Origin of the sequence: Rhodococcus sp. 05-340-2 (assembly GCF_002258915.1) — a bacterium.
Classification (GTDB): domain Bacteria; phylum Actinomycetota; class Actinomycetes; order Mycobacteriales; family Mycobacteriaceae; genus Rhodococcoides.
The window spans coordinates 600,543-613,874 of sequence record NZ_NOYU01000027.1 but is presented as its reverse complement, the minus strand read 5'-3'; the positions used below and the strand labels follow the sequence as shown (position 1 = coordinate 613,874).

The window sequence follows — 13,332 nt, the reverse complement described above, 5'->3', positions numbered from 1 at the left end:
CGTCGGGTGGACGCTCGTTCAGGAGAGCAGCTGGGCGAGCGTCTGCCAGCCGACAACGGAGTCGACGGCCAGGCCGCAGAACACCAGGGCCAGGTATTCGTTGGAAAGAATGAACAACTTGAGCGGCTTGACCGGTGTTCCCGCTCGCACGCCTGCGTAGAGACGGTGGGCCACGACGAGGAACCACACTCCCGAGGCCACGGCGACGGCTGCGTAGATGATGCCCGAGCCCGGCGCCAACGCGAGCGTTGCGGCAACGGTGGCCCACGCGTAGAGCACGATGTGCTTGGTGACCTTCGTTTCCGAGGCGACAGCAGGCAGCATCGGCACGTTGGCCGCCTGGTAGTCCTCCTTGTATCGGAGCATGAGCGCCCAGGTGTGCGGCGGCGTCCACAGGAAGATCACCAGGAACATCACCAGTGCCTGCCACCCGATCGTGCCGGTCACGGCGGACCAACCGATCATCACCGGCATACATCCGGCCGCGCCACCCCACACCACGTTCTGGGATGTGCGCCTCTTGAGCACGAGTGTGTAGACGAAGATGTAGAAGCAGATCGTCACGACGGCGAGCACACCGCTGAGCAGATTGGTGGTGGCCCACAGCCAGAAGAACGAGAACACACCCAGGACGAGACCGAAGATCAGGGCGTGCGAGACGGGCATGGCACCGCGGGCGAGCGGACGCTTCTCGGTGCGCTTCATCACCTTGTCGATGTCTGCGTCGACCACCATGTTCAAGGTGTTGGCGCTTGCCGCGGCCAGCATTCCACCGAAGAGCGTGGTGAGGATCAGCCACGGATCGACGTTTCCTCGGTCGGCCAGAAGCATCGCCGGAATGGTCGTGACGAGAAGGAGTTCGATGACCCGGGGCTTCGTGAGCGCGACGTACGCAAGTAGGAGTGCGAGCGCTCTGCGCGGGGCGGACGTCTCCGGCTCGGCCTGCGTGGGCTCACCCTTGTCGTCTGCTCCGAATCCGGGGCCGCCGGCGAAACCGTGTCCGCCCGGCTGCTGCCCAATTCGCACTGCGTCTCCTCGCACGACTGTCGTTCTCTGGCGCTCGGCCACTTGCTCGCATGCCTCCGGCACGCGTTGACTCTCCACGGCGACACTTCGGCACCTGGGCGCACGAAGTCATCCTCATCCACCACCGCGGAAGCCGACGAACGTGCGCCTACTACGACCGATGGTAGACGGCTGGGTTTGCACCTCCAATTCGCAGGGCACCCAAAGTGAGGAATATGTCGCCTACGAGTAACCCGTGCGCAATCGCCCGGGGGAAGGCACGACAGTAGGGTCGGACAGAACTAGGCTGGTGAAGGACGTCCTTCGGCACCGACTGCGTGCGTGCTCCACCCAGGCGCATCGCAGTGGCCGCCGAGCGACGATTCCTCGGAGCCACAACTCGAACGAATGTCAGGAGATTTCTGCTCGTGTCGATCACAGACGATATTGACGTCCTCACCACGGCGCACCACCCGAGCGACTGGACGGACCTGGACACCCGAGCGGTCGACACCGTTCGTGTTCTGGCAGCGGACGCAGTGCAGAAGGTCGGCAACGGCCACCCCGGAACCGCGATGAGCCTGGCTCCCCTCGCCTACACCCTCTTTCAGCGCACCATGCGCCACGATCCCACCGACACGCACTGGATCGGCCGCGACCGGTTCGTGCTCTCGTGCGGGCACTCGAGCCTGACCCTCTACCTGCAGCTCTACTTGGGCGGCTTCGGACTCGAGCTCGCCGACATCGAGGCACTGCGCACCTACAAGTCGAAGACTCCCGGACACCCGGAGTTCCGTCACACCGACGGCGTCGAGATCACCACCGGACCGCTCGGCCAGGGACTCGCGTCCGCCGTGGGCATGGCCATGGCGGCCCGCCGCGAGCGTGGCCTGTTCGATCCCGAGCCCGCTCTCGGTGAAAGTCCGTTCGACCACTTCATCTACGTGATCGCCTCCGACGGAGACATCGAAGAAGGCGTCACGTCCGAGGCGTCGTCGCTGGCCGGTACTCAGCAGCTCGGCAACCTGATCCTGTTCTACGACGACAACAAGATCTCGATCGAGCACTCCACCGACATCGCCCTCTCCGAGAACACGGCCGCGCGCTACGAGGCCTACGGCTGGCACGTCCAGGTGGTCGAGGGCGGCGAGAACGTCACGGCGATCGAAGAGGCCGTCGAGGCTGCCAAGGCCGTCACCGACAAGCCGTCGATCATCGTGCTGCGCACCATCATCGGTTTCCCGGCCCCCACGATGATGAACACCGGTGCAGTCCACGGTGCCGCACTGGGCGACGAGGAGATCGCCAAGGTCAAGCAGGCACTCGATTTCGACCCCGCCAAGACGTTCGAGGTCACCGACGAGGTCATCGGCCACACCCGAAAGCTGCAGGAACGCGGCCGCAAGGCCCACGCCGACTGGAGCGTCGAATTCGACGCCTGGGCCGCGCGCGAGCCCGAGCGCAAGAAGCTGCTGGACCGCCTCACCCAGGGCACGTTGCCCGAGAACTGGACCGACGTTCTGCCCACCTGGGAGCCCGGCAGCAAGGCCGTCGCGACACGTGCGGCGTCGGGCGAGGTCCTCAACGCCGTCGGACCTGTCCTCCCGGAGCTGTGGGGCGGCTCGGCCGACCTGGCCGGCAGCAACAACACGACGATCAAGGGCGCGAAGTCCTTCGGCCCCACGTCCATCTCCACCGACGACTGGGACGCCGAGCCGTACGGCCGCACGCTGCACTTCGGCATCCGTGAGCACGCGATGGGTGCCATCCTCTCCGGCATCGTCATGCACGGCCCGACCCGCGCATACGGCGGAACGTTCATGCAGTTCAGCGACTACATGCGGCCGGCAGTTCGGCTCGCGTCGTTGATGGACATCGACCCCATCTACGTGTGGACACACGATTCCATCGGCCTCGGCGAGGACGGCCCGACGCACCAGCCGGTCGAGCACCTCGCCGCGCTGCGGGCCATCCCCAACCTCTCGGTGGTACGCCCCGGTGACGCCAACGAGACCGCATTCGCATGGCAGGCAGTGCTGGCCAAGTCCAGCAGCAGCGGACCCGTCGGCCTCGCGCTGACGCGTCAGGGCATCCCGATTCTCGAGGGCACCAGCTTCGAGGGCGTCTCCAAGGGCGGATACATCCTCGCCGAGTCGTCCAAGGCGACCCCGGACGTCGTGCTGATCGGCACCGGTTCGGAGCTGCAGTACGCCGTGGAAGCGCAGAAGCAGCTCGAGGCGCAGGGCATCGCCGCCCGCGTCGTCTCGATGCCGTGCGTCGAGTGGTTCGAGAGCCAGGACCAGAACTACCGCGACCAGGTGATCCCGCCCACCGTCAAGGCCCGGGTGTCGATCGAAGCCGGTATCGCTATGCCGTGGTGGAAGATCGTCGGCGGCTTCGGCGAGATCATCTCGCTCGAGCACTACGGCGAATCTGCCGATGCTGCAACACTTTTCCGCGAGTTCGGCTTCACGGCCGAGGCCGTCACCGCAGCCGCACAGCGCTCCATCACCAATGTGAAGGGATAATCCATGACCCAGAACAAGAATCTCGCAGAGCTCTCCGCCGCCGGAATCTCGGTATGGCTGGACGACCTGTCCCGTGACCGCATCCGCTCGGGCAACCTGAAGGACCTGATCGACACCAAGAGTGTCGTCGGAGTCACCACCAACCCGTCGATCTTCCAGGCAGCCCTGAGCTCGGGCGAGGCATACGACGAGCAGGTGACCAAGCTCGCCGGTGAAGGTGCCGACGTCGAGACCACGATCCGTACGGTCACCACGGACGACGTCCGTGAGGCCTGCGACATCCTGATGCCTCAGTACGAGGCCAGTGCAGGCGTGGACGGACGGGTCTCGATCGAGGTCGATCCCCGCATGGCCCACGACGCAGACAAGACCTACGAGCAGGCCGTCGAACTGTGGAAGATCGTCGACCGCCCGAACCTGCTCATCAAGATTCCGGCCACCGAGGCCGGAATTCCCGCTATCGCCAAGGTGATCGGCGAGGGCATCAGCGTCAACGTCACGCTGATCTTCTCCGTCGAGCGCTACGAACTGGTGATGAACGCGTACCTCGAGGGGCTCGAGAAGGCGCGCGCAGCCGGTCACGACCTCGACAAGATTCACTCGGTCGCGTCGTTCTTCGTCTCCCGCGTGGACAGCGAGATCGATTCCCGGCTCGATGCGATCGGCACCCCCGACGCCGAGGCGCTCAAGGGCAAGGCCGCTCTGGCCAATGCTCGGCTCGCATACGTGGCGTACCAGCAGATCTTCGAGGTCGCTCCTCGGTTCCGCGAGTTCGTCGGCAGTGGCGCGCGCGCTCAGCGGCCGCTGTGGGCGTCGACCGGCGTCAAGTCCGACGCCTACCCGGACACCATGTACGTCACCGAGCTCGTCTCGCCCAACACCGTGAACACGATGCCCGAGAAGACCATGGACGCGGTTGCCGATCACGGCGAGATCGTCGGCGACACCGTCTCGGGCAAGGGACCGGAATCGCAGGAGATCTTCGACCGCATCTCGGCGCTCGGTATCGACATCACCGATGTCTTCGTGACGTTGGAGAACGAAGGCGTCCAGAAGTTCGAGGCCGCCTGGAACGAGTTGCTCGAGGCCACCGGCGAGCAGCTTCGCCAAGCAGGTCAGAAGAGCTGACCGACTGTGCCCACCGCAGAAACCGAACCTCTCCATTCCGCGGACTGGCTCAACCCTCTCCGCGACGCGCGGGACAAGCGGCTCCCCCGCATCGCGGGCCCGTGCAGCATGGTCATCTTCGGAGTGACCGGAGATCTCGCGCGTAAGAAGCTCATGCCTGCGGTGTACGACCTGGCGAACCGGGGGCTTCTACCCCCCGGTTTCGCCCTGGTCGGATTTGCCCGGCGGGAATGGCAGAACCAGGACTTCGCCAAGATCGTGCACGACTCCGTGCGCGATCACGCGCGAACACCGTTCAGTGAGGAGGTGTGGAACACCCTCGCCGAGGGATTCCGGTTCGTCCAGGGCTCCTTCGACGACGACGAGGCGTTCGACGAGCTGTCACGAACACTGACCGAGCTCGACGAGACCCGCGGCACCGGGGGTAATCACGCCTTCTATCTGTCCATCCCGCCCAGCGCTTTCCCTGTCGTCCTCGAGCAGTTGTCGCGCTCGGGCCTGGCGCAGAGCAAGGACGGCAATTGGCGACGCGTGGTCATCGAGAAGCCGTTCGGACACGACCTGCAGAGCGCGAAAGAGCTCAACGCTGTCGTGAACCGAGTGTTCCCCGAGGACACCGTGTTTCGCATCGACCACTACCTCGGCAAGGAGACGGTGCAGAACATCCTGGCACTGCGCTTCGCCAACCAGCTGTTCGATCCGATCTGGAATGCGCACTACGTCGACCACGTTCAGATCACGATGGCCGAGGACATCGGATTGGGCGGTCGCGCCGGGTACTACGACGGAATCGGCGCCGCCCGTGACGTCATCCAGAACCACCTTCTGCAGCTTCTCGCCATCACTGCGATGGAGGAGCCGGTCAGCTTCAACCCCAAGGAGTTGCAGTCGGAGAAGATCAAGGTGCTCTCGGCAACCAAACTTGCCGAGCCACTCGATCGCACCTCGGCGCGCGGTCAGTACTCCGCGGGGTGGCAGGGCAGTCAGAAAGTGAAGGGGCTCAAGGAGGAAGAGGGATTCGACTCCGAGTCGAACACCGAAACCTATGCCGCCATCACTCTGGAGGTGGATACGCGGCGCTGGGGTGGGGTGCCGTTCTATCTCCGCACCGGCAAGGCACTCGGGCGTCGAGTCACCGAGATCGCGATGGTGTTCAAGCGCGCTCCGCACCTGCCGTTCGACGCGACGATGACCGAAGAACTCGGTCAGAATGCGTTGGTGATCCGAGTCCAGCCCGACGAGGGCGTGACGATGCGCTTCGGCTCCAAGGTGCCGGGATCGAGCATGCAGGTGCGCGACGTCAGCATGGACTTCAGCTACGGCCAGGCGTTCACCGAGTCCTCTCCCGAGGCATACGAGCGCCTCATCCTCGATGTGCTGCTCGGCGAGCCGTCGCTGTTCCCGGTCAATGCCGAAGTGGAACTGTCGTGGAAGATCCTGGATCCGATTCTGGAATTCTGGGCTTCCGGCGGCACCGCGGAACCGTACGAAGCCGGTACCTGGGGGCCTTCCTCGGGTGACGAGATGATGCACCGCACCGGACGCGAATGGAGAAGGCCGTGATTGTCGACATCCCCGCCACGACGACGGCCGAGGTCGGCAAGAAGTTGGTGGAGGTGCGTGAAGCGGGCGGTGCGGTGACCATCGGTCGGGTGCTGACGCTGATCGTCGCCAGCCGTGATCCGGCCAAAGCCGAACGAGCGATCGACGCAGCCAACGAAGCGAGCCGTGAGCATCCGTGCCGCGTCATCGTGCTCATCCACGGAGACCGATCCGCCGAGTCGAGCCTCGACGCACAGATCCGGGTGGGCGGCGACGCCGGAGCGTCGGAGGTCGTGGTGCTGCGCTTGAACGGCGAACTCGCCGATCACGAGCACAGTGTGGTCATCCCGTTCCTGCTGCCCGATACCCCGATCGTGGCGTGGTGGCCGGACGAGGCACCGACCGTTCCGGCGAAGGATCCGCTGGGGCGCTTGGCAATTCGGCGGATCACCGATGCCACCAACTCCCCCGACACCACCGCGACGATCAAGGGTCGGCTCAGCAGCTACACCGAGGGCGACACCGATCTTTCCTGGAGTCGCATCACCTACTGGCGCGGTCTGTTGGCCACCGCACTCGACCAGGCTCCGTTCGAGGCTGTCGTCTCGGCCACGGTGTCGGGACTGGCCGAGGAACCCGCACTCGACATCCTGGCCGGTTGGTTGGCCGCCAAACTGGACGTGCCGGTCCACCGCCGTGCGGGTGAGCTCAAGGTGGAGCTGATCAGAGAGAACAGCAGCATTTCGCTGACGCGACCGCAGACAGGCAAGACCGCGACCCTTCGGCGCACCGGTCAACCCGACGCCGAAGTCGCACTGGCGCGTCGCAACACGCGAGAGTGCCTCGCCGAGGAACTGCGCAGACTCGACACGGACGAGATCTACGAACTCGCGCTGCACGGACTGTCGAAAGTGAGCTATGAGTAAGACAACGGTACTTCAGTACCTGGACGCACAGGCCCTGGTCGACGCCGCACGATCTCGCTTCGTCGACGTGGTCACGGCCGCACAGGCCCAGCGAGGCTTCGCATCGGTGGTGTTGACCGGCGGTGGCACCGGAATCGCGCTGCTGGAGGCGCTGCGCGCGGACTCCGGCGCGATCGACTGGGGCAAGGTCGACATCTACTTCGGCGACGAGCGCTTCCTGCCCTCGGGCGATCAGGAACGCAACGAGGTACAGGCCTCGGAGGCGCTGCTCGATCACGTCGATGTCCATCCCGACCGAGTGTTCCGGATGGCCGCATCCGACGGACCGCACGGGAGCGACCCCGAGGTTGCCGCGGCAACGTATGCGCAGATCCTGCATTCCGGATCGGAGGGTGACCCGACGCCCCGGTTCGACGTCCATCTCCTCGGAATGGGCGGTGAGGGCCACATCAATTCACTCTTCCCCCACACCGATGCAGTGCGCGAACAGCACCGCTTCGTCGTGGCGGTCGAGGACTCCCCCAAGCCCCCGCCGGTGCGCATCACACTGACGCTGCCGGCTGTTCGCCGCGCACAGCACGTGTGGTTGCTCGTCTCGGGAGCGAACAAGGCCGACGCCGTCGCGGCCGCGGTGGGCGGGGCCGATTCCGACGAGGTCCCGTCGGCCGGCGCGCTGGGCACCGAATCCACGGTCTGGTTCCTCGATGCCGGTGCAGCGTCCAAGCTGGACACCGTGTGATCTCACCCGACTAGTCGGGTTCGGCAGCGTCGGGGTCACATCCCGGCCGCTCGCAGTCGTAGTCGCCGATGCACCGGGCTCGTCCTGTCCTCGAGCGACCGATCCGCCTACCGTTCGCGCGGTAGGCGGATCCGTCTCTCCAGGTGTCCGTCGTTCTGCAGCACTGCCTCATACCTCGTTGGACGCGACCCGCCGCCGACCGGTTCCTCGCCCCCGAAGAGGGGCTAGCCGCTGTTGCGCAGTGCCGTCGCGAGACCGTTCATCGTCAGCAGGATTCCTCGCTTGACCCGTTCGTCGTCGTCACCGTTGCGGTAACGCCGGAGCATCTCCACCTGCATCTGGTTGAGCGGCTCGAGGTACGGGAACCGGTTGTGCACGGAGCGTTCCAGCGACGGGTTGTCTTCGAGCAGGCGACTGTGGCCGGTGATCTTCAGGTACATCCGCACCGTCGTGGCATGTTCGGCTTCGATCATGCCGAAGATCCGCGCACGCAGGTCTGCGTCGGGAACCAACTCCGCGTACCGCGCCGCGATACCCAGATCCGACTTGGCCATGACCTGCGCGAGGTTGGACAGAACGGTCTGGAAGAACGGCCACTTTCGATACAGGTCGGTCAATACCTCGAGCTTGGCGTCGTCGTCGCCGACCCACTCCTCGAACGCCGAACCGGTGCCGTACCACCCGGGCAGCATGACGCGGCACTGACTCCACGACATCACCCATGGAATGGCACGCAGGTCGTACACCGAGTTCGTCGGCTTCCTCGATGCCGGACGGGAGCCGATGTTCAGCTCACCGACCTCGGCAACCGGAGTCGACGTGCGGAAGTACTCGACGAACCCGGGCTCCTCGTGCACCAGCCGACCGTATGCCGCGCGGGCCTTCGCAGCGAGGTCGTCCAGGATGTCGTACGCGGCTTCTGCGCCGTCCCCGAGACCTTCGACGTCCAGCAGAGTCGATTCGAGGGTTCCGGCAACCAGAGACTCGAGGTTGCGACGCGCCATGGACGGCTCGGCGTATTTGGCCGCGATGATCTCGCCTTGCTCGGTGAGCCGTAGCGATCCCTGCACCACTCCGGGCGGCTGCGCCAGGATCGCGTCGTAACTGGGACCGCCGCCGCGGCCGACCGTGCCGCCGCGACCGTGGAAGAGCCGCAGGCGAATACCCGTCTTGCGTGAGGCCTCGAGCAGATCGAGCTCCGCGCGGTACAGCGCCCAGTTCGCCGCGAGGTATCCACCGTCCTTGTTCGAATCCGAATACCCGAGCATGACTTCCTGATTCATGCCGCGCCCGGCCACCAGCGCACGGTAGATCGGAACGTCGAGCGTGGCGAGCAACGTCGCTGCGCCCTGCTGGAGATCCTCGATGGTCTCGAACAGCGGCACGACACCCACCGTCGACGTGGGCGCCGAACCGTCGGTGCCGGGGTCGAATATCCCTGCTTCCTTGAGCAGCAACGCCGCTTCGAGCATGTCACTGACCGACTGACACATGCTGATGATGTAGTTCTGGATGGTGTCGGGGCCCAGGTGGTCGATGGCCTCCTTGGCGGCCCTGACGATGCCCAGTTCCTTGGTGGCGAGCTCGCTGAGTTGCGCGTTGGGGCCGACCAGCGGCCGCCTGGTCGCAAGTTCGTGCGACAGAACCGAGACCCGTTCGTCCTCCCCGAGGGACATGTAGTCCGGATGTACACCGGCCCAGGCCAGCAGCTCGGCGACCACCTCTTCGTGAGTCTCGGAGTTCTGCCTCATATCCAACGCCTGCAGATGGAAGCCGAACGTCTCGACCGACTGTCGGAGCCGGAGCAGTCGATCGTCGGCGATCAGGGCATCGCCGTCCGCCCGCAGCGCGCGGTCGATGATGTCGAGGTCGTCGAGGATGCCCTGCGGACCGTCGTACTTCTGCGCCCCGAGATCGATCCCGGAGACCGGCACCGCGTCGAGCACGGTCTGGGCGGTAGCGGTGAGCCGGGCCCGGATACCGATGACCGCGACCCGATACGGCTCGTCCGATCGACGGTCGTCCGGCTCGGTCGATGCGCCGGCCAGAGCCTTCAGATCCTCGGTGACATCCACCAGACGCGCGGACATCGACAATTCCTTCTCCAGCGCGACCAATTCGTCCAGGTAGTGCTCGAACGCTACGTATCCCGCCTGATGGGTCGCGGTGTGGACCACCTCTGCGGTCACGTTCGGGTTGCCGTCCCGATCGCCGCCGATCCAGGAGCCGGGGCGAAGAATGGGCCGTGGCAATAGGTCGTCCTCGGGCCACCGTGCCCGCAGGGCTGCCCGCACGTCCGCGTTCAACGCCGGCATGACATCGAACAGGGAGGACTCGAAGTACCGGAGGCCGACCTCGATCTCGTCCTGAATCCGCAAGCGCGACAATCGAATCAGAGCCGTCTCCCACAGGGTCAGCACTTGCCTGCGGATCTGCACGTCGATGGCGGCCAGTTCCTTCGCCGCGCTGGCGGCCTTGCCCTCACGCGCCGCGGCGGCGACATCACGGCGCCGCATCAGCTCGGTGATCTTGGACTGCACATCGAACACGGTGCGTCGACGCGTCTCGGTGGGGTGCGCGGTGATCACCGGTGCGACCAGCGCATCCGTCAGCGCCGCGGCCACCTGCTCGCGCGACGGGGCCGCGGCATCGATCTTGAGCCAGGTGGCGTCGAGGCTGCTGTCCTGCGGCGGGTCCTCGCGGTCGAGGTGAATCGCGCGACGACGTTCGCGGTGCAGGTCCTCGGCAAGATTGGCCAGCAGCGAGAAGTGACTGAATGCTCGAATGAGTGGAACCGCTTGTGCCACTTCGACATCGGTGTAGCGCCCGACCGAGTCGTCGCGCTCGATCTCGGATCTGCGTACCGCGAAGGATTCGACTCGCGCCGCTTCGATCAACTCGAATACGTCGTCGCCCTCGTGCTCGCGAATGATCTCACCCAGGATGCCGCCGAGATAGCGGATGTCCTCACGAAGAGGCTCTGTCAACTCCCGACCCTGAGCTGTCGGTGGGACGAAGGCTGGGGAACCGACTGACTCGTAGGAGGATTCGCTCATCCACCCAGTATCGTCGCTCCGTCACCAACTCGCACTCGGAGCCGAATTCGATCAGGTGTACTTGATCTCCAGACCGATACCGAGAATGGCGATGAGCCAGATGATGCCGGTGAAGACCGTGAGGCGATCGAGGTTCTTTTCGACAACGGTGGAGCCGGACAGGCTGGACTGCACACCGCCACCGAACAGGCTGGACAATCCGCCGCCCTTGCCGCGATGCAGCAGGATCAGCAAGATCAGCGCCAGGCTGGTGATGACCAGCAGAATATCCAGAAACAGATCCATGTCCACCTCAAACTCGATTCGATGCCTTCAGCAGCCTACCTGGCCCCGAGAACGGCTTCGGACACCCCGCCGAAGCGAGGTGTCCGAGAACCGTTCGATACAGCGTTGCCGATGGCCGATCAGGGCAGCGGGCCGCCTGCGGCGATAGCCGACAGTGTGGCGAACTCGTCCGCCTTGAGCGAAGCGCCACCGACCAATGCGCCGTCGACGTCGGGCTGGCCGACGATCTCGCCGACGTTCTTCGCGTTGACCGAGCCGCCGTACAGCACGCGGACGCCTGCGGCGACCTCGTCCGAGGACAGCGACTTCAGCTCCTCGCGGATGGCGCCGCACACTTCCTGCGCGTCCGACGCCGACGCGACACGGCCCGTTCCGATCGCCCACACCGGCTCGTAGGCGATGACGATCTTGGAGATGTCCTCCGCCGACAATCCACTGAGCGAACCACGCAGCTGCGTGACGTTGTAGGCCACGTGCTCGCCGGCCTCGCGGATGTTCAGACCCTCTCCGATGCACACGATCGGGGTGAGGCCGTTCTTCAGGGCCGCCTTCGTCTTGGCGAGCACGACTGCGTCGTCCTCGCTGTGCAACGTGCGTCGTTCGGAGTGACCGACGACGACGAAGGTGCACCCCAGCTTGGCCAGCATCGATCCGCTGATCTCGCCGGTGAAGGCTCCCTTGTCCTCGGACGAGACGTCCTGTGCACCGTAGGTGAGCAGGAGTTTGTCGCCCTCGACCAGAGTCTGCACGCTGCGGATGTCGGTGAACGGCGGAATCACCGTCACGTCGACCTTGTCGAAGTACTTCTCGGGCAACGAGAACGCGATCTTCTGCACCAGCGAGATCGCCTCGAGGTGGTTGAGGTTCATCTTCCAGTTGCCCGCGATGAGCGGCTTACGTGCCATGCGTTACGCCTCCAGGACGGATAGGCCGGGGAGCTGCTTGCCTTCGAGGTACTCGAGGGAAGCACCGCCGCCGGTGGAGATGTGCGAGAAGCCGTCGTCGGGCAGTCCGAGGGTGCGCACCGCAGCCGCGGAGTCGCCGCCACCGACGACGCTGAACGCGCCCTTCTCGGTGGCGCCGATGATCGCTTCCGCGATGCCCTTGGTGCCGGCCGAGAACTTGTCGAACTCGAACACTCCTGCCGGTCCGTTCCAGAAGACGGTCTTGGCATTCGACAGGACGACGGAGAAACGACTGACCGAGTCGGGTCCGATGTCCAGGCCCATCCAGCCGTCCGGAATCTCGGACGCCTTCACGGTCTTCGCCTCGGCGTCCGCCGCGAACTTGTCTCCGACGACGATGTCGACGGGCAGGTGGATCACATCGCCGAAACGCTCGAGCAGGTCCTTGCAGACCCCGATCTGATCCTCCTGCAGCAGCGAGTTTCCGACCGAATAGCCCTGTGCAGCAAGGAAAGTGAATGCCATGCCGCCGCCGATGACAAGGGTGTCGACCTTGGGGGCCAACGCCTCGATGACGCCGAGCTTGTCCGAGACCTTGGAGCCGCCGAGCACCACCGCGTACGGACGTGCAGCGTCCTCGGTGAGCTTGGCCAGCACCTCGACCTCGGCCGCGACGAGGGTGCCCGCGTAATGCGGCAGCAACTGCGCCACGTCGTAGACCGACGCCTGCTTGCGGTGCACGACGCCGAATCCGTCGGAGACGAATGCTGCGTCGTCGCCGGCCAGAGCAACGAGCTCACGAGCCAGAGCAGCTCGCTCGGACTCGTCCTTGCTGGTCTCGCGCGGATCGAAGCGAATGTTCTCGAGCAGCAGCACGTCGCCGTCGGTCAGACCCTCGGCGCGAGCCTCGGCATCCTGACCCACCACGTCGCCCGCGAGCTGAACGTGGCGTCCGAGCAGCTCGCCGAGCTTCGCTGCGACCGGAGCCAGGCTGTACTTCGCGTCGGGCTTGCCGTCCGGACGACCGAGGTGTGCGGTGACGATGACCTTGGCACCCGCCTCGACCAGTGCCCGAAGAGTCGGGATCGACGCCTGGATACGGCCGGGATCGGTGATCGTGCCGTCCTCGAGCGGGACATTGAAGTCCGATCGCACGAGAACGCCACGGCCTTCGACACCGGCATCGAGCAGATCCTGCAGTGTCTTGACAGCCATCGG

General features: G+C 65.3%; 10 protein-coding genes. 5 read left to right on the top strand and 5 right to left on the bottom strand.

The window, feature by feature from the left end:
* Positions 1 to 18: 18 nt before the first annotated feature.
* Positions 19 to 1,026, bottom strand: a complete 1,008-nt coding sequence (locus CH271_RS17915; protein WP_037189372.1) for a heme o synthase — start codon at positions 1,024 to 1,026, stop codon at positions 19 to 21.
* A 407-nt stretch (positions 1,027 to 1,433) separates the two neighbouring features.
* Here CH271_RS17915 and tkt point away from each other — a divergent pair, with 407 nt between their 5' ends.
* Genes tkt through pgl form a run of 5 tightly spaced genes read left to right on the top strand, consistent with a single transcriptional unit; the run spans position 1,434 to position 7,868 of the window.
* Complete coding sequence (gene tkt / locus CH271_RS17910) at positions 1,434 to 3,533, top strand: transketolase (protein ID WP_037190044.1); 2,100 nt, start codon at positions 1,434 to 1,436, stop codon at positions 3,531 to 3,533.
* A 3-nt stretch (positions 3,534 to 3,536) separates the two neighbouring features.
* Positions 3,537 to 4,661: a transaldolase gene (tal, locus tag CH271_RS17905; RefSeq protein ID WP_094634374.1), complete on the top strand. Its 1,125-nt coding sequence runs from the start codon at positions 3,537 to 3,539 to the stop codon at positions 4,659 to 4,661.
* Positions 4,662 to 4,667: 6 nt separating this feature from the next.
* Positions 4,668 to 6,224 carry a glucose-6-phosphate dehydrogenase gene (zwf, locus tag CH271_RS17900; protein WP_037189374.1) on the top strand — a complete coding sequence of 519 codons (1,557 nt, stop codon included), beginning with the start codon at positions 4,668 to 4,670 and terminating at the stop codon, positions 6,222 to 6,224.
* Positions 6,221 to 7,129, top strand: coding sequence for a glucose-6-phosphate dehydrogenase assembly protein OpcA (opcA, locus tag CH271_RS17895; RefSeq protein WP_170946023.1), 909 nt, complete (start codon positions 6,221 to 6,223; stop codon positions 7,127 to 7,129). The genes zwf and opcA overlap by 4 nt, the downstream gene beginning before the upstream one ends.
* Complete coding sequence (pgl, locus tag CH271_RS17890; RefSeq protein ID WP_094634372.1) at positions 7,122 to 7,868, top strand: 6-phosphogluconolactonase; 747 nt, start codon at positions 7,122 to 7,124, stop codon at positions 7,866 to 7,868. The genes opcA and pgl overlap by 8 nt, the downstream gene beginning before the upstream one ends.
* Before the next feature lie 224 nt (positions 7,869 to 8,092).
* Here the strand turns inward: pgl and ppc are convergent, their stop codons facing one another.
* The 4 genes from ppc to CH271_RS17870 all read right to left on the bottom strand — a co-directional run bounded on the left by ppc (position 8,093) and on the right by CH271_RS17870 (position 13,329).
* The gene (ppc, locus tag CH271_RS17885; RefSeq protein WP_094634371.1) at positions 8,093 to 10,924 is read right to left on the bottom strand and encodes a phosphoenolpyruvate carboxylase; all 2,832 of its coding nucleotides are present in this window, start codon (positions 10,922 to 10,924) and stop codon (positions 8,093 to 8,095) included.
* A gap of 51 nt (positions 10,925 to 10,975) precedes the next feature.
* Entirely contained in the window at positions 10,976 to 11,209 is a 234-nt protein-coding gene (secG, locus tag CH271_RS17880) for a preprotein translocase subunit SecG (protein WP_032398009.1), read from the bottom strand.
* Between the two features lie 119 nt (positions 11,210 to 11,328).
* Positions 11,329 to 12,114 carry a triose-phosphate isomerase gene (gene tpiA / locus CH271_RS17875; protein WP_094634370.1) on the bottom strand — a complete coding sequence of 262 codons (786 nt, stop codon included), beginning with the start codon at positions 12,112 to 12,114 and terminating at the stop codon, positions 11,329 to 11,331.
* 3 nt (positions 12,115 to 12,117) lie between these two features.
* Positions 12,118 to 13,329, bottom strand: a complete 1,212-nt coding sequence (locus CH271_RS17870) for a phosphoglycerate kinase (protein ID WP_037189379.1) — start codon at positions 13,327 to 13,329, stop codon at positions 12,118 to 12,120.
* Positions 13,330 to 13,332: the final 3 nt, after the last annotated feature.

Coding starts and splice junctions, on each gene's coding strand:
- tal (WP_094634374.1), top strand. CDS start 3,537: ATGACCCAGAACAAGAATCTCGCAGAGCTCTCCGCCGCCGGAATCTCG.
- pgl (WP_094634372.1), top strand. CDS start 7,122: ATGAGTAAGACAACGGTACTTCAGTACCTGGACGCACAGGCCCTGGTC.
- ppc (WP_094634371.1), bottom strand. CDS start 10,924: ATGAGCGAATCCTCCTACGAGTCAGTCGGTTCCCCAGCCTTCGTCCCA.
- secG (WP_032398009.1), bottom strand. CDS start 11,209: ATGGATCTGTTTCTGGATATTCTGCTGGTCATCACCAGCCTGGCGCTG.
- tpiA (WP_094634370.1), bottom strand. CDS start 12,114: ATGGCACGTAAGCCGCTCATCGCGGGCAACTGGAAGATGAACCTCAAC.
- CH271_RS17870 (WP_037189379.1), bottom strand. CDS start 13,329: ATGGCTGTCAAGACACTGCAGGATCTGCTCGATGCCGGTGTCGAAGGC.